The 14,870-nt window shown below is 43.0% G+C and carries 16 protein-coding genes; 5 read left to right on the top strand and 11 right to left on the bottom strand.

Annotation, left to right across the window (positions count from 1 at the left end):
* The first annotated feature begins 132 nt into the window (after positions 1-132).
* The 4 genes from tgt (at position 133) to secF (ending at position 4,821) form a co-directional block, all read left to right on the top strand.
* Positions 133-1,260: a tRNA guanosine(34) transglycosylase Tgt gene (gene tgt, locus MKI79_RS02845; protein WP_241570552.1), complete on the top strand. Its 1,128-nt coding sequence runs from the start codon at positions 133-135 to the stop codon at positions 1,258-1,260.
* A gap of 173 nt (positions 1,261-1,433) precedes the next feature.
* Positions 1,434-1,760: a preprotein translocase subunit YajC gene (gene yajC, locus MKI79_RS02840; protein WP_241570551.1), complete on the top strand. Its 327-nt coding sequence runs from the start codon at positions 1,434-1,436 to the stop codon at positions 1,758-1,760.
* A 126-nt stretch (positions 1,761-1,886) separates the two neighbouring features.
* Positions 1,887-3,794 carry a protein translocase subunit SecD gene (secD, locus tag MKI79_RS02835; RefSeq protein WP_241570550.1) on the top strand — a complete coding sequence of 636 codons (1,908 nt, stop codon included), beginning with the start codon at positions 1,887-1,889 and terminating at the stop codon, positions 3,792-3,794.
* A 22-nt stretch (positions 3,795-3,816) separates the two neighbouring features.
* Positions 3,817-4,821: a protein translocase subunit SecF gene (gene secF / locus MKI79_RS02830; protein WP_241570585.1), complete on the top strand. Its 1,005-nt coding sequence runs from the start codon at positions 3,817-3,819 to the stop codon at positions 4,819-4,821.
* A 96-nt stretch (positions 4,822-4,917) separates the two neighbouring features.
* Here secF and MKI79_RS02825 read toward each other — a convergent pair whose 3' ends face one another.
* On the bottom strand, positions 4,918-5,361 hold the full coding sequence (locus MKI79_RS02825) for a DUF1569 domain-containing protein (RefSeq protein WP_241570549.1): 444 nt from the start codon (positions 5,359-5,361) through the stop codon (positions 4,918-4,920).
* Between the two features lie 27 nt (positions 5,362-5,388).
* Positions 5,389-5,922 (bottom strand): Mpo1 family 2-hydroxy fatty acid dioxygenase, encoded by a 534-nt coding sequence (locus MKI79_RS02820; protein WP_241570548.1) that lies wholly within the window; start codon positions 5,920-5,922, stop codon positions 5,389-5,391.
* Between the two features lie 142 nt (positions 5,923-6,064).
* On the opposite strand from MKI79_RS02820, the gene MKI79_RS02815 reads away from it, so the two are divergent.
* Positions 6,065-6,772, top strand: coding sequence for a Crp/Fnr family transcriptional regulator (locus MKI79_RS02815; RefSeq protein WP_241570547.1), 708 nt, complete (start codon positions 6,065-6,067; stop codon positions 6,770-6,772).
* Positions 6,773-6,791: 19 nt separating this feature from the next.
* On the opposite strand, the gene MKI79_RS02810 is transcribed toward MKI79_RS02815, so the two are convergent.
* The 9 genes from MKI79_RS02810 to hisS form a co-directional block, all read right to left on the bottom strand.
* Complete coding sequence (locus MKI79_RS02810; RefSeq protein ID WP_241570546.1) at positions 6,792-7,352, bottom strand: 4'-phosphopantetheinyl transferase family protein; 561 nt, start codon at positions 7,350-7,352, stop codon at positions 6,792-6,794.
* A gap of 91 nt (positions 7,353-7,443) precedes the next feature.
* A complete protein-coding gene (locus tag MKI79_RS02805; protein ID WP_241570545.1) occupies positions 7,444-7,758 on the bottom strand; it encodes an AzlD family protein in 315 nt (104 codons plus the stop codon).
* 2 nt (positions 7,759-7,760) lie between these two features.
* A complete protein-coding gene (locus MKI79_RS02800; RefSeq protein ID WP_241570544.1) occupies positions 7,761-8,558 on the bottom strand; it encodes an AzlC family ABC transporter permease in 798 nt (265 codons plus the stop codon).
* Positions 8,559-8,763: 205 nt separating this feature from the next.
* The gene (locus MKI79_RS02795; protein ID WP_241570543.1) at positions 8,764-9,249 is read right to left on the bottom strand and encodes an ApeP family dehydratase; all 486 of its coding nucleotides are present in this window, start codon (positions 9,247-9,249) and stop codon (positions 8,764-8,766) included.
* A 66-nt stretch (positions 9,250-9,315) separates the two neighbouring features.
* Positions 9,316-9,720: an ApeI family dehydratase gene (locus MKI79_RS02790; protein ID WP_241570542.1), complete on the bottom strand. Its 405-nt coding sequence runs from the start codon at positions 9,718-9,720 to the stop codon at positions 9,316-9,318.
* Positions 9,721-10,050: 330 nt separating this feature from the next.
* Entirely contained in the window at positions 10,051-11,460 is a 1,410-nt protein-coding gene (gene der / locus MKI79_RS02785; RefSeq protein ID WP_241570541.1) for a ribosome biogenesis GTPase Der, read from the bottom strand.
* Between the two features lie 123 nt (positions 11,461-11,583).
* On the bottom strand, positions 11,584-12,738 hold the full coding sequence (gene bamB, locus MKI79_RS02780) for an outer membrane protein assembly factor BamB (RefSeq protein WP_241570540.1): 1,155 nt from the start codon (positions 12,736-12,738) through the stop codon (positions 11,584-11,586).
* 3 nt (positions 12,739-12,741) lie between these two features.
* Positions 12,742-13,518 (bottom strand): YfgM family protein, encoded by a 777-nt coding sequence (locus MKI79_RS02775; RefSeq protein ID WP_241570539.1) that lies wholly within the window; start codon positions 13,516-13,518, stop codon positions 12,742-12,744.
* A 58-nt stretch (positions 13,519-13,576) separates the two neighbouring features.
* A complete protein-coding gene (gene hisS, locus MKI79_RS02770; protein ID WP_241570538.1) occupies positions 13,577-14,866 on the bottom strand; it encodes a histidine--tRNA ligase in 1,290 nt (429 codons plus the stop codon).
* Between the last annotated feature and the right edge of the window lie 4 nt (positions 14,867-14,870).

Here is a 14,870-nt window from a genome sequence, read left to right as displayed (position 1 = left end):
ACTCAAACCATTCAATTCAAATAACAGCCCTAGCACTTTTCTGCAAAATCTAAGACAATAACGCCCTATCCAGCGAACTGTTTATTCGCCCTTGCCTTGCAATCACAGCTATGAAAATGGCTTAGGATTTTTATGAAATTTGAAAAGTTGAATCAATCAGGTCGTGCCCGCCGTGCACGATTGACGCTCAATCACGGTCGGGTGGAAACACCAGCCTTTATGCCTGTCGGCACTTACGGCACAGTCAAAGGCATGTTGCCTCGTGACATCGAAGATATAGGCGCACACATTATTTTAGGTAACACCTTTCACCTTTATCTGCGCCCAGGTCTAGAAGTCATCAAAGAACATGGTGGATTGCATGAGTTTGTGAAATGGGACAAACCAATTCTCACCGATTCAGGCGGTTTCCAAGTGTTTAGCCTCGGTGAAATGCGCAAAATCAAAGAAGATGGTGTCACTTTTCGCTCACCAATCGACGGCTCAAAAGTATTTCTTTCTCCTGAAATCTCGATGGAAATTCAACGTGTCCTGAATTCAGACATCGTGATGATTTTTGATGAATGTACACCATACCCTGCAACGCATCAGCAAGCACAGGATTCATTGCAATTGTCCTTACGTTGGGCAAAACGCTGTAAAACTGCACATACTGAAAATGGTAATCCGAATGCATTATTCGGGATTATTCAGGGCGGGATGTATGAAGACTTGCGTGATGAATCGTTGCGAGGGCTGTTAGAGATTGACTTTGATGGTTATGCCATCGGCGGTTTGTCCGTAGGTGAACCAAAAGATGAAATGATCAAAGTATTGGACTATCTGCCTGCAAAAATGCCTGCGGACAAACCACGTTACTTGATGGGTGTCGGTAAGCCTGAAGATATTGTCGAAGCAGTTCGCCGTGGCGTGGATATGTTCGACTGCGTGATGCCAACACGTAACGCACGAAATGCGCATTATTTTGTCACCGATGGCGTGGTGCGGATTCGCAACAGCCAATATCGCCACGATCAACAACCACTTGATCCGCATTGTGATTGCTATACCTGTAAGAATTTCACCCGTGCCTATTTATTCCATCTTGAAAAATGTGGCGAGATGCTTGGTGCGATGCTCGGGACGATTCATAACCTACGCTACTATCAACGTCTGATGCAAGGTATTCGTGATGCACTTGATGCAGGAACTTTTGATGCCTTTGTCGAAGATTTTTATCAGCGTCGGGGTTTAGAAGTGCCTGAATGTCCCCATGATTGACTTCATCTCTAAATAATTCCGCATGTAAAATCATTGCTGAATAAATATTGGTGTTGGCAACACAAGATCAACTTGGAAAATTTGCGCTAAACCGCAATACAAGGTACATTGCAGAGCTAAGATTTTAGTCATTTTTACAGCAAATTTGCTGAATTTAACTGTTAGGAAAAACCATGAGTTTATTGATTTCCACTGCTCACGCTGCACAAGGTGCACAACAAGGTAGCCCATACATGTCATTGATCATGATCGTGGTCATGATTGCGATTTTCTACTTTTTGTTGATTCGTCCACAATCTAAGCGTATGAAAGAGCATCGCACTTTGGTCGAAAGCCTTACTGAAGGTAGCGAAGTCGTGTTTGCAGGCGGGTTGATGGGCCGTGTGGTGAAGATTGATGGCGAATACGCTGTGATTGAGCTTAACCCATCGAACCAAATCAAAATCCAACGTGCTTCGGTGATCTCTGTATTGCCTGAAGGGACTTTGAAAAATTTGTAATCCGTATGATGTCGTGATCTAGTCTGCACATATTGAACGCAAGCTGATCACGACATTGGTTTTTTAAAAAGCTGTTTTAAAAGCGTTTACGCTTCAATAAAAAAGCCCAATTAAAGAAGAAACACAATGCGATATCCTGCATGGAAATATGTGCTGATACTCATCGTCATTGCTTTAAGTACCATTTACGCTTTGCCAAGTTTGTACCCAGATGAACATGCGGTGCAAATCTCAGGCTCTAAAGCGGGTATGCAGATTGATGACTCGATTATCAAGCGTGCTGAACAAGCACTTCAGCAAGCCAATATTGCCACTCATGACAATACTTTCACCAATAATGCTGCGCTGTTGCGTATGGCAGACGACAAGGCTGAAACACAGCTCAAAGCACAAGAAGTGCTACGTCGTAGTCTAGGTGATGAGTATGTCGTGGCGTTAAACCTTGCACCAACCACACCTGCTTGGTTGCAAAAGCTTGGCGCAAAACCAATGAAGCTTGGTTTGGACTTGCGTGGTGGTGTGCACTTCTTGCTTGAAGTGGATATGGAAAAGGCGATTACTCAGCGGATGGAAACATCTTCGACTGAACTACGCCGTCAGTTCCGTGAAAACAAAATCAACTTCAATCAGCTCAGCCTTGCAGACAATGTCATCACTGTTCGCTTTGCGGACAATGAAGATCGCAATAAAGCGATGGATTTCTTACGCAGTAATGGTAATGAGTATGCACAGCAAGCACTTGCGACCTCTGAAGGTAGTGTGCTGAAACTGCAATATAGCGATACCAAACGCCAAGAGATCGAAACCTATGCGGTTGAGCAAAACTTAACCACGCTACGTAATCGTATTAACGAACTCGGTGTGGCAGAAGCTTTGGTACAACGTCAGGGTAGCAATCGTATTGTCGTCGATCTACCAGGTGTGCAAGATACCGCAGAAGCAAAACGTGTCCTCGGTCGTACTGCAAACTTAGAATTCCGTTTGGTGGCTGATCAGAACGATCAAGTCATTGACCCATATACACAGCAACACAATGGTCAAAGCATTCCTGCAGGTACTGAGCTATTCGCCTATGAAAGCTTAGACAGTGGTAAGCAATTACTGTTGCAACGCCAACGTATCTTGACAGGTGAGCGTGTTCAAGATGCACGTTCTGGTATGAGTCAAGACTCAGGCGGTGCCGAAGTAAATATTACTTTGGATAGCGCTGGTGGCAAGCTGATGGCAGGGGCAACACGTAATGCTGTGGGCAAACGTATGGCTGTATTGTTTATTGAAAATAAACAACGCATTAGCTATGTTCCCGATCCTGAAACAGGCACACAAACCGAAGTCCGCACACCATATACTGAATCAGTCATTATCAATGCAGCAACGATCCAAGCTGTACTTGGTTCTCAGTTTCGTATTACAGGGCTTGATTCACCACAAGAAGCTGCTGAACTTGCTTTAATGCTTCGTGCAGGTGCTTTGGCAGCGCCAATGTATTTCGTTGAAGAACGAGTGGTTGGTCCAAGTCTTGGTCAAGACAATATTGATAAAGGCTTGATGTCTACACAAATCGGTTTCTTATTGGTTGCGATTTGGATGGTCGTGTTCTTCCGTTTATTCGGTCTGATTGCCAACTTCGCATTGGTGCTCAACCTTGCCATGATTCTCGCAATCATGTCGTTGATGGGCTCTGCACTGACCTTGCCAGGTATTGCGGGTATCGTTATCACCATCGGTATGGCAGTCGATGCCAACGTCTTGATCTGTGAGCGAATACGAGAAGAGATGCGATGGGGTGCCTCCCCGAAACAGGCTATTGTGGCGGGTTATGATCGTGCCTATAACACCATTTTCGACTCGAACTTGACCACATTTATCGTGGCATTGATTCTATTCGCAATTGGTTCTGGTCCGATCAAAGGCTTTGCCGTGACCTTGATGATTGGTATTGTTTGCTCAATGTTTACTGCGATCACGGTCACTCGTGCCATCGTACAAATCATTTATGGCAAACGCCGTAATTTAAAAAAACTGAGCATTTAAGGAGTATCTCATGACGACTGAAATGACTCAAAAACCAAATGACGATCAAAGCAATGATCTCTATGATGATCTTGGCAATAATAAGCAGTATGGTCGCCCAGATGATGAGAAAGTCATCGACTTTATGAAGATCGCTAAACCAATGGCGATCATCTCGATCTTACTGATTATTGCTAGTATCTTTTTTGTTGTGACCAAAGGGTTAAATCTTGGCTTAGACTTCACAGGTGGTATCTCTGCGGAGCTCAATTATAGCCAACCTGCTACCCAAGCTGATGTGGTCAAAGCATTGGAAGCAAATGGCTATGCTGATCCTGTTGTGCAAACTTTAGGTAGTGAGCGTGACATGTTGGTTCGTATGCCACCTCAAGAAGGTAGCGTAGAAAACCTTGCAGGTCAGATCCAAAAAGCAGCAACGATACCGAACAATACCGTGTCTGTGCTCAAAGTTGACTCTGTGGGCTCTCAGCTTGGTAATGAGCTTTATGTACGCTCTGCCGGTGCTGTGGCGCTTGCCATGGTATTGATGCTGATCTACGTGACGATTCGCTTTGAGTTTAAGCTTGCGATTGGTGCGGTGTTGTCATTATTCCATGACATCATCATCATTCTTGGTTTCTTCGCATTCTTCCAATGGCCGTTTGATTTGACGGTATTGGCAGCAATCCTTGCGATCATCGGTTTCTCTTTGAACGATAACATTGTGGTATCGGATCGTATCCGTGAGAACTTCCGTAAGATTCGTGAAGCGACACCACGTGAGATCGTCAATATTTCATTAACCGAAACGCTACGTCGTACCATGCACACTTCCCTCACCTTGATGTTGGTCGTGGTTGCGATGATGTTCCTCGGTGGTGATGGCTTGCATTGGTTCTCTGTTGCCATGTTTATTGGTGTGGTCGTGGGTACATACTCGTCGATCTATATCGGTACAACATTTGCGCTATGGCGTGGTCTAAACCGCCAAGACTTTATTGTACAAATCAAACCTGAGTTCGATGAAGATGAAGTGGAAATTCCATAATTTTTAACTTCCTTCATTCATAAAAAACAGCACTAAGGTGCTGTTTTTTTCGCTTGGTGAAAAATGATTTTGAGTAAATTACTTTGAATAGAAAGCTTAAGAAAACTTCACTTCAGAAAAATGGTCTTTAAGATGCAAGGTAAAATAACGATCATAATCCGCATGATTCATCTGTCCAAAGATAAAGTGAGGTTGAAGCTCACCTTGATACGCTTGGAATTGATCAATACTCTCTAACAGCACCTCAAAAGCAGACTGCCCTTTTATTTCAATCGGCTTTGCACCAACCAATGGCACTTGCAGATTATGTTTCATCTTTGCTCGCACAAAAAATATTTTTAAAATCAATGCACCAATACTACGTCTAAACCATAACGGCTTAAGTGATGGATAACCCAGCATCGAGCAATAAATCGTCTGCGCACAGTGCTCGCAAATTTGTGCCATCGTCCAATGCTGGGTTTGCACGATTTTGCCATTTTGCGCCAATAAATATTGCTTGAACTGATCCAAATTTTCTACAGATTTGATGTTTTGCATAATGACACTATCTTTCCGATGTTAATTCTAGGCTGTTTGTTTTGTGGTCGCATTGAGCTGACGACGCAACTGTACGGCCTGTGCAGTCACTTCTTTTTCCAAATTTGGACGATAGCCAAACTTAAACATAATCTCAGCCAATACAAAGATCGGACCAATCAACAAGCCTTTTAGATCATCAAAAAATGCAGGTTTCATTTTTTCATAGGCATGACCAATAAATTGAAACACCCAACCCACGACAAATAAACCGACCGCACAACCCAGCCATAGCCATAGTGACGCACCTGCTAAAGGCTGAATCAAAAATGCCATCGCCATCAAAATCACAAACATGATCAGACCCATGATCCGATCCAAACGCAGATAATAAATCGAGCTAATGACAATCAATACCTGTGCAAAATTCATATTAATGCCTGCAACTGTCCACTGCCAACGTGCACACAGTAAAATTATTGACGTAACGATAAGTGGAATGCCAACGATATGCGTCGCAACATTTTTTTGGCTCAGGTGATAAGCACCATACTGGCTGAGGTTTTGTGTTAATTTATCCATGATCAAATCTTCCTAGTGAATCGACGATGTCGAATATATGATCAGTATAAAACCCTGCACCATGAGAAGTTGTCAGTTTGATGACAAATCAAGCACTTCACCAAAGCAGACATGATCACATCAGAAAAGGCAAAGGAACTGCATGACTGAATCACTCCATCACAAGCTTTGCGCAAATGCGTGGTATGCCTCACAGTCAGAGAGCTTTCAGCAATTTATTCTGACACAGCACAAAACCGTTCACCTTGAAAAAGGACAGGTACTGTTCTATCGAGGCGCTGTGGATGATGGGATTTATGCGATTTTAAATGGTGCGATTCAGCTTGGTTTTAGTGATGCAGAGGGTCATGAATCATTAATGCTCATCGCCGAAACCAACCTGTGGTTTGGGGAAATTTCATTGATTGATGGCAAGCCACGCACCCATGATGCCATTGCCTCTCAAACCACAACACTATTACATCTACCCAAAAACGCATTACTGAATTTTTTAACGCAATATCCTGAATGCTGGCGCTCAATTGCACTGCTACTCAGTCAAAAAATTCGTCCATTATTACAAGATATTGAAGTCCTACAACACGGCTCTCTACAGCAACGCCTTGCTCGTCGTTTACTGATGATTCTGCACAGCTACGATGATACGAATGTCATTAAAAAAAAGCAGATCGAACTCTCACAAGAACGTCTTGGAATGATGTTATCGCTATCACGACAACGGATTAATGGATTACTACATGAGCTAGAAGATGCGCAGATCATTAAACGTGAGTTTAAAAGTATTCATATTTTAGATATTGCACGCTTAAAACAACTGGCTGAATCAGGGATGGAAACTGGCGCTGAATAAATATTGGTGAGGTATATTTTTAAAACCATTTTATCTTTTGAATGGAATGTGCGCTGGGATACGCCACCGTCAACATCGCATTAGGCATGACAATATTTTGATAATAAAAACTGCCTAATAATTCATGCTCTACCACGCCAAAATCCCACGTCGGATGAGCATGAGTATTCAGCGTATTTAAAGATAGCTGAATCCCCATACCATGCGCTTTCAGTACCGCTTCTTTGATCGTCCACACTTTAAACCAAAAGGCTCGATCGTAATTTAAAGCTTGCCACATCCGCATTTCTTCAGGGTGAAAAGCATGTTTTGCTAAGGCTTCAAAGCGTACCTGACGATTTAAATCCTCAATATCCACACCAATATGCGCAATCTCATCGCTGATTGCCATCACATAGCTCTGCTGACTATGCGATTGATTAAACTGAAATTGATTTGTAAATTTTAAAATCGGCTTCCCGAAATCGTTAGCTTCGATCTGAAGTTGCTCAATCGTTTGACCCGTCACTTGTGCAATCAAACTTCTTTGATACAAGCGCAGCTCTGCACGTTGTGAATCATCCATGCGACGGCGTGCCATTGTAGGCGCTTCGCCTACTATGTGATCTAAGGACTGCACATGTAAATAAATCATGGAGAGCTGTCTATTTATTTATCGTTTTGGCAAAGCTTTAAAAGAAAAACTGCCGACTCATCGCCGCAACAAGAATACCTAAACTCATCGCAACAATCGGCATCTTCAACGCAAGCATCAATACAAAAGTCGTGATCAACGCCAAACGCCCTGCCGTATCCGTTTCTAACATGATCGGTGCGATTAAGGCAATAAATACCGAAGCCGACATTGCCTGAATAAAACGCTGTACTCGATCACTCAGCGGAATGTATGACATGATAAATACACCACCCCAACGGGTCGCCAGTGTCACGACTGCCATAATCACGATGACCACAGTCATATTTGAGGTTTGCAAAATTGATAACATGATTAATCTTGCGCCTCGCTATGCTCATTAATAGTAGAGTCGTTCTGAGTCGTGTTTTCCTTCCACAACATACCAATCACACCACCAATACAACTTGCCACCAAGACGTGCATGTTCTTTGGTAAATACAAATACGCCAAAATCGAAGCACAAAATACCACAGCCCAAATCGTCATCATGCGAATGTCTTGCTTACCACCTGTGGCCATTGATAGTAAAAAACACGCCATGACCATATCTAAGCCCCATCGTTCAGGATGCGCAACGATACCGCCGAGATACATACCAAGCACAGTCCCCAACAGCCACGTCAACCACAGCGCAATACCGCCACCAATGAGCAAGCCATAACCCGACATTTTGTTTTGAAAAGCTTGCTGTGCATATGCCCAGTTGGCATCGGTGAGTAGCAGTAAAATGCTATAACGCTTCACTGGATTGAGCTGGCGTAGCCACGGATAAAGCGCCGCACCCATCAAGATATGCCGTGCATTAATAAAAAATACGGTAATGATCAGTGGAACGGGTGGAATCGCCGTACCTTGAATCATATCCAACATTGCAAACTGCGAAGCACCTGCAAAGACCAAAGCACTCATAGAAACGATTTCTGGGTTACTCAACTGCGCTTGTACGGCAGCTAAACCAAAAGCACAGCCAAATAGCACCACGAAGAAAGAAATTGGCAAGAGCTGTCTAAAGCCTAACCAAACTAAACGTGGACTGATTTTGGTAGAAATCGTTGGGGTAGAATGCGTTGAGCTAAGCTGTGCTAACTGCGCATCATCATGATTCGCCACAGTAAAAATCTCTGCTTGAATTTGGGAGAAATGATAAGCAGTTTATCCTAAGTGCGCACTGGACGCACTCATACTTAAGATAAAAGATGCACGACTAAACTGATAAGGAAAATTTAGTTTGGAAATTGAAAGCGTGCAACTTTACAACTTCACTGTGATGGTTGCATGCTCATACTTGTAAAACTCAAGCATTATTGAAGCATGACTACATCGGCAAGACACTTGAAGTATCATCAGGCTGTGCCACCAATAACGATGCCGTCGAAACACCTTTCTCGGTCGTAATTTTGCATTCAAACATACCAATCTTCTGACGGTTTAAAAAGCTCAGTTGAATTTCAACGGTCAACTGCTCACCCACAGCAAAAAATTCCTGTGCCATATCAAATTTCTTTGCACCAAGTAAAAAGCCCAATTTCGGTTCATTACCATTCAGTCGTTGTTCGACACCACCATACATGGCAATGGTCTGCGCCATGATCTCTATACCGACCCAACTCGGCAAACCTTCCGCCTGCATAAAAGGAAGTTGTTCGGTGATCTTGAGCTTTGCGATACAGCCTTTTTCTGTCACCGTGACCAATTGATCCAATAACAGCATCGGCGCACGGTGCGGAATATAATATTCCGCATGTTGTGGAAGCTGTGCAACCTTCTGTGGATCAAGTACTAAACCTGCGTCTTTACTCATTATCAATAAACCTAAAGATTTTATGCAAATGTCTTTCTAATGTTATGTATGGCGATGGAACGTGAATTAGTGCATCAATTCATGTGAAGTTTCGACTGTATTTTGAATACGTTGCTGTGTGGCAAGCTGTGTTTTAAACATCATACGACCACTTGCCAATGCCTCTTGCATCGCATTAGTCACTTTAAACTGGATACTATGATCTTGTGGCTCGATCTGAATAAAAATATCTTGCTCAGGGAAAATAAAACCCTGAAAACGCAATTGCTCAATACGATCTAAATCTTTGAAATTGGCAAAATGTTCATCGACAATCGCTTTAACCATGGCAATTTGTGCCACACCTGGAAATACTGGGCAATTTGGAAAATGTCCTGCAAATGCTTTTAAGTTTGCATCGAGCCTTGCAGAAAAGAGAAACTGCTGCTCTGTAGATTTTATTAGACGACTTTGTGGGATATACACACTCATATCATTGCCTTGCTTTATCTCATTGTGCTGACGACTTGGTTATATTTTGTTTTATAAACCTAAGCAATATTCATCAACATATTCTTCATTGATGCTTAGATTACGTGTTTTAAAATCTTGTGCCAATGGCAAAATAACAAATATGCCTTACGGTACAATTGATCAAAAAGATCAAGATAATGCTTTTATTATGAACAATTCGAGAACATGTACAAGCTGTAGAAAACATCTCGAAATAAAATAAATCGAAAATGAAAAACCAAGCAAAAGCTTGGTTTTTCAAAATTGTATTTTTAGCTTCACCTTGCGATGTAAAGCCTGATGTAGCACTTAGCGCTTGTACTTTTTCTCAGCCTTTTTAAACTTCTGTACATAGCGGCGACGACGTGCCGCAGTCCGCTCATCGAGTTGTGACTTACGTCCTTCAAATGGATTCGCAGAAGTCTTGAAGTCAATTCGTACTGGTGTACCTTCCAGTTTATACACTTTACGGAATACATTTTCCAAATAACGACGATAGTCCGCAGGCGTTTTATCCACTTTATTCCCATGAATGACAATGGTCGGTGGATTTTGTCCGCCCATATGCGCATAGCGCATTTTGATTCGGCGACCTTGCACCTGTGGCGGTTGATGTTGATCGGTTGCATCATTCAAGATTTGCGTGAGTTTTGCAGGGCTGACTTTGAGATTTGCCGATTCATACGCACGATGGATTGATGGGTACAAATCACCAACACCTGTACCATGTAAAGCAGAAATCAGATGAATCTTCGCCCACGGAATAAAATCAAATCGACGTTCAACGTCCATCTTGACTTGCTTGCGCTCATATTCGCTCATGCCATCCCATTTATTAATGGCAATGACCATCGCTCGACCTGCCTCCAGCGCATAGCCAATGAGGTGCAAATCTTGCTCAACAATGCCTTCTCTTGCATCAATGACGATTACGACCACATGCGCATCTTTGATCGCTTGCAAGGTTTTGACAATTGAGAACTTCTCAATCGACTCATCCACCTTACCTTTACGGCGTACACCTGCGGTATCAATTAGAGTATATTGACGTTCATTACGCTCAAAAGGAATATAGATCGAATCACGTGTCGTACCGGGCATATCAAAAACCACAACACGTTCTTCACCAAGCAAGCGGTTTACCAAAGTCGATTTACCTACGTTAGGACGACCGATCATTGCTAAGCGAAGCCCTGTCTGCTTATCAAGCTCTTCAGGATTTTCATCTTCAGGTACATCGACCAAGACATCTTCGAGCATTTGCGCAATACCACGCCCATGACTCGCTGCCACTTGGATTGGTTCACCGAGCCCTAGCTTATAGAATTCTGCAACAGCGGCTTCGGCATGTGTACCATCGACTTTATTGGCAACGAGATAAACTTTCTTGCCTAAAGTACGTAACTCTCTTGCCACTTGCTCATCAGATGCAAGCAAGCCCGCACGAGCATCAACGACAAATAAAACAATATCTGCTTCATTGATTGCTGTTTGTGACTGCTCTGCCATGTACGCATCAATACCATTTTCGCTTTCACCGATACCACCTGTATCGACCACGATAAATGATTTGTTTTGATAGCTTGCATCGCCATATTTACGGTCACGTGTTAAGCCTGCAAAGTCCGCAACCAAAGCATCACGACTCTTGGTGATTTGATTAAAAAGCGTGGATTTCCCAACATTAGGACGTCCAATAAGTGCGATGACTGGTTTCATAAACTATTTAACACGCTAAAAATTTTTAAAAACAAAATGTTAAAATGCGTTTGATCTATCTTTTGCTTGATCAAACGCATTTTAAAGAATTTCAAGTTGTGGCTTTTTTGAATTTGTTGAAGCTTAATTCACCAAATTTTGCCAAACTGTATAGTGCCCTTTGTCCGTTGAAACAAAAAGCAAATCGTCCTCAACACGTAGGTTGTGTACTTGCCCTTTAGTTTCAGCACGACCATGAAGCTGACCTGTGATCGGGTCGATCAAATGTAATACACCATCATAATCGCCAACAACCAAAACGCCACCAAGTAACACTGGATTACTCAAGCCACGATGTAACAATTGATCATTTTCCCACAATTTTGCACCGTCTGCGAGATTATATGCGACTAAGCGTCCATCGCTATTGGCAACGTAGACTGCACTTGAGTCTGCAGCAGGACTAGACAAGCTACTCGCTTTCTCTGTCCAACGTACTTGTTGCGAAGCTAAATCAACCACTGTCACTTGACCTTGATAGCTCACGCTGACCATATTGCCATCGACAACGACAGGACGACTATCAATATCGACTAAACGTGCAATATCTCCACGTCCTTCGCTCACTGCCACACGACGTTGCCAACGAGGCACACCTGTGATCAAGTCAAGCGCATAAACATACGCATTCGCTGTGGCAATCCCCACAGTACGACTATCCAGTAAAGTTGGCATCGCATAACCACGTACACTCAGCGGTGTATTTGGCAAGTCAAATGTCCACACCATTTGCCCTGATTCTGCATCATGCGTATAGACTGTACCATCATTGGTAATCGTTACCACACGATTTTGCTCAATCAACGACGGGCTTAAAATTGAACCTGAAAGTTGTTGTGTCCAAAGCGTTTCGCCAGTTTGTGCATTCAAGGCAATCAGTTTACCTTGACGACTACCAACTACAGCCACATTGCCACCAACAGATACACCTGCAGTTAAGTCTTTGGTTGGACGCACTTCCCAAAGTTGTTTTTTGCCATCATATGCAGCAACTTCACCATCAGGGTCTGCGCTATAAAACACATTATTGGCACGATCTAGCTGTAAGTGTAGCGTGTCATGTTTCGGACTCGACGATACGGTATTCGAAAATACTTTATTTAAAGCTTGAGTCGCTTGAATCTTTGGTAATGGATTTGGCTTCGCCTCTTCGACTTTGATCCCACCTTTACTGGCACAGCCAATCAATGCCAAAGACAAGACGGTTGTAGCAAAAGGAAGTTTGATCATATTTTTCATGTCTTAAGACTCACTCGCAGTATTTTCAGTCGTGGTGTTTCCATTCTCAGCACTTTCTGCTTCGACACTACTCACGGTTGGAGTAGCACCTTGAGCAGGCGTTAGAATTGGGCTTTCAATTTCAGGATCTTCCACCATTACGCCAACATTTGCCAATTTAATTTGTAATAATTCACGGACTTGCTTACGTTCTACTAAGACATCCCATGCCTTTTTGTAAGACTTTTGTGCATCAGCGATTTTTTTCTGCGCGACAAAGATATCACCACGTGCTTCTTCCACCGATGGGATAAAGCTTTCCAATTTCACTTGATCTAAAGTTTTTAACGCTTGATCAAGCTGATTCTGCTCGATTTGCGTATATGCCAAACGCACATTCACGATCGCTTTTAAGCCTTCATCATCAACTTTGCTAGTTTGTGCATTTGTCAAAATCTTCGTTGCATTAGCATAGTCTTTTTTATCATAAGCCAACTTTGCAAGCACTAATTGCGACTGTAAGGCTTGTACACTATCAGGACTTTCTTTGATTAACGTATTGGCATCCGCCTGCAACTTTTTATAGGCTGCATCATCGCTACTGGCATTCTCTTGTTGATTCAGAATTTCTTGGAACTGCGCAGTACGATTACTCGCCTCAATCGCTTGTTTCTTATTCCACCACTGCCATGCAAAAAATGCACACAGCGCCAAAAGCACACCAATAATAATTGGCGAGCCGTAACGCTTCATAAACGACTTGAGCTGTTCTTTCTGTTCTTCGTCAGTCATTGCTACCATGAATCTATCCTTTACCCATTTGGGCGCTACGCTAAGAAAAACCTAGCGAGAAAAAACATTAATTGCCAAAAGTGGCGGTTAAAAATGATGCAAGCTCAGCGATTGCAATCTGTTGCTGATCCGCAGTCTGCAAGTTTTTCACCAAAACCTGTTGATCTTGCCATTCTCGCTCACCCAAAATCAAGGCGAATTTTGCACCTGATTGATCGGCTTTTTTCATTTGGCTTTTCATACTGCCTTGCGAGCCTGTTTTTAGGCGAATTGAAGATTGTACCTGTTCAAACTGATCACGCAACTGCTCAGCAAGTACCAATGCTTTACCTTGATATGCAGGCTCAGCCAATAGAAACACATCGCAGTCCGTCGCAGATTCAGTAAGTTGCTGTTCGAGCAAGAGTAGCAAACGCTCCATACCCATGGCAAAACCAACCGCAGGCACAGATTGATCCGCCTTGCCTTTAAGCTGTCCAACCAAGCCATCATAACGACCACCTGCACAGACGGTACCTTGCGAACCAAGATGTGTCGTTGTCCATTCAAAGACGGTTTTGTTGTAATAATCCAAGCCACGAACGAGTTTTTGATTGATGACAAATTGAATCCCTGCATCAGTCAAATATTGTTTGAGCTGTTCAAAATGATTCAGACTGTCTTCTTTTAAGAAGTCATGTAACTTCGGCGCATCGGCAATAATCTTTTGTGTCGATTCAATTTTTGAATCCAAAATACGTAGTGGATTGGTGCTTAAACGACGCTGTGAATCTTCGTCTAGCGCTTCTTTGTGTTGCTCTAAATACGCAACTAAAGCATTACGATATTCAGTGCGCTCATCGACCTCGCCCAAAGTATTCAGTTCAAGCTGTACTTTGTCCGCCACGCCCATACGTTGCCAAAGGCGTGCTGTCATCAAGATCACTTCGGCATCCATATCAGGTGTAGCAACACCAAATGTTTCTACACCAAACTGATGAAACTGACGATAGCGTCCTTTTTGTGGCTTTTCATAGCGGAACATCGGTCCGACATACCATACACGAGGGGTCGCACCACGCAGTAAATTGTGTTCAAGCATCGCTCGCACACACCCTGCTGTACCTTCTGGACGCAAAGTCAATGATTCTGGTGGATTACCTTTGTCCAAAAAGGTGTACATTTCCTTTTCGACAATATCGGTTGCATCACCGATCGAACGCTTGAATAAATTGGTTTGTTCAACGATCGGTAAACGAATTTGCTGATAGCCGTACGCATCCATCAAAGCCGATAAATGTGCTTCTAGCTTGCGCCAAGCAGGCGTTTGGTTGGGTAGAAAATCGTTAAACCCTTTAATTGCAACAATTGAACTCATGATC

This window comes from Acinetobacter sedimenti, from assembly GCF_022601685.1.
GTDB classification, from domain to species: domain Bacteria; phylum Pseudomonadota; class Gammaproteobacteria; order Pseudomonadales; family Moraxellaceae; genus Acinetobacter; species Acinetobacter sedimenti.
This window is presented reverse-complemented; position numbering and strand designations above follow the sequence as displayed.

Excerpts from the sequence above, each read along its gene's own strand:
- bamB (WP_241570540.1), bottom strand. The coding sequence starts at position 12,738 with ATGAAAAATATGATCAAACTTCCTTTTGCTACAACCGTCTTGTCTTTG.
- tgt (WP_241570552.1), top strand. The coding sequence starts at position 133 with ATGAAATTTGAAAAGTTGAATCAATCAGGTCGTGCCCGCCGTGCACGA.
- secF (WP_241570585.1), top strand. The coding sequence starts at position 3,817 with ATGACTCAAAAACCAAATGACGATCAAAGCAATGATCTCTATGATGAT.
- MKI79_RS02795 (WP_241570543.1), bottom strand. The coding sequence starts at position 9,249 with ATGAGTAAAGACGCAGGTTTAGTACTTGATCCACAGAAGGTTGCACAG.
- MKI79_RS02805 (WP_241570545.1), bottom strand. The coding sequence starts at position 7,758 with ATGTTATCAATTTTGCAAACCTCAAATATGACTGTGGTCATCGTGATT.
- MKI79_RS02775 (WP_241570539.1), bottom strand. The coding sequence starts at position 13,518 with ATGGTAGCAATGACTGACGAAGAACAGAAAGAACAGCTCAAGTCGTTT.
- MKI79_RS02825 (WP_241570549.1), bottom strand. The coding sequence starts at position 5,361 with ATGCAAAACATCAAATCTGTAGAAAATTTGGATCAGTTCAAGCAATAT.
- secD (WP_241570550.1), top strand. The coding sequence starts at position 1,887 with ATGCGATATCCTGCATGGAAATATGTGCTGATACTCATCGTCATTGCT.
- MKI79_RS02790 (WP_241570542.1), bottom strand. The coding sequence starts at position 9,720 with ATGAGTGTGTATATCCCACAAAGTCGTCTAATAAAATCTACAGAGCAG.
- MKI79_RS02815 (WP_241570547.1), top strand. The coding sequence starts at position 6,065 with ATGACTGAATCACTCCATCACAAGCTTTGCGCAAATGCGTGGTATGCC.
- MKI79_RS02820 (WP_241570548.1), bottom strand. The coding sequence starts at position 5,922 with ATGGATAAATTAACACAAAACCTCAGCCAGTATGGTGCTTATCACCTG.
- hisS (WP_241570538.1), bottom strand. The coding sequence starts at position 14,866 with ATGAGTTCAATTGTTGCAATTAAAGGGTTTAACGATTTTCTACCCAAC.
- MKI79_RS02810 (WP_241570546.1), bottom strand. The coding sequence starts at position 7,352 with ATGGCACGCCGTCGCATGGATGATTCACAACGTGCAGAGCTGCGCTTG.
- der (WP_241570541.1), bottom strand. The coding sequence starts at position 11,460 with ATGAAACCAGTCATCGCACTTATTGGACGTCCTAATGTTGGGAAATCC.
- yajC (WP_241570551.1), top strand. The coding sequence starts at position 1,434 with ATGAGTTTATTGATTTCCACTGCTCACGCTGCACAAGGTGCACAACAA.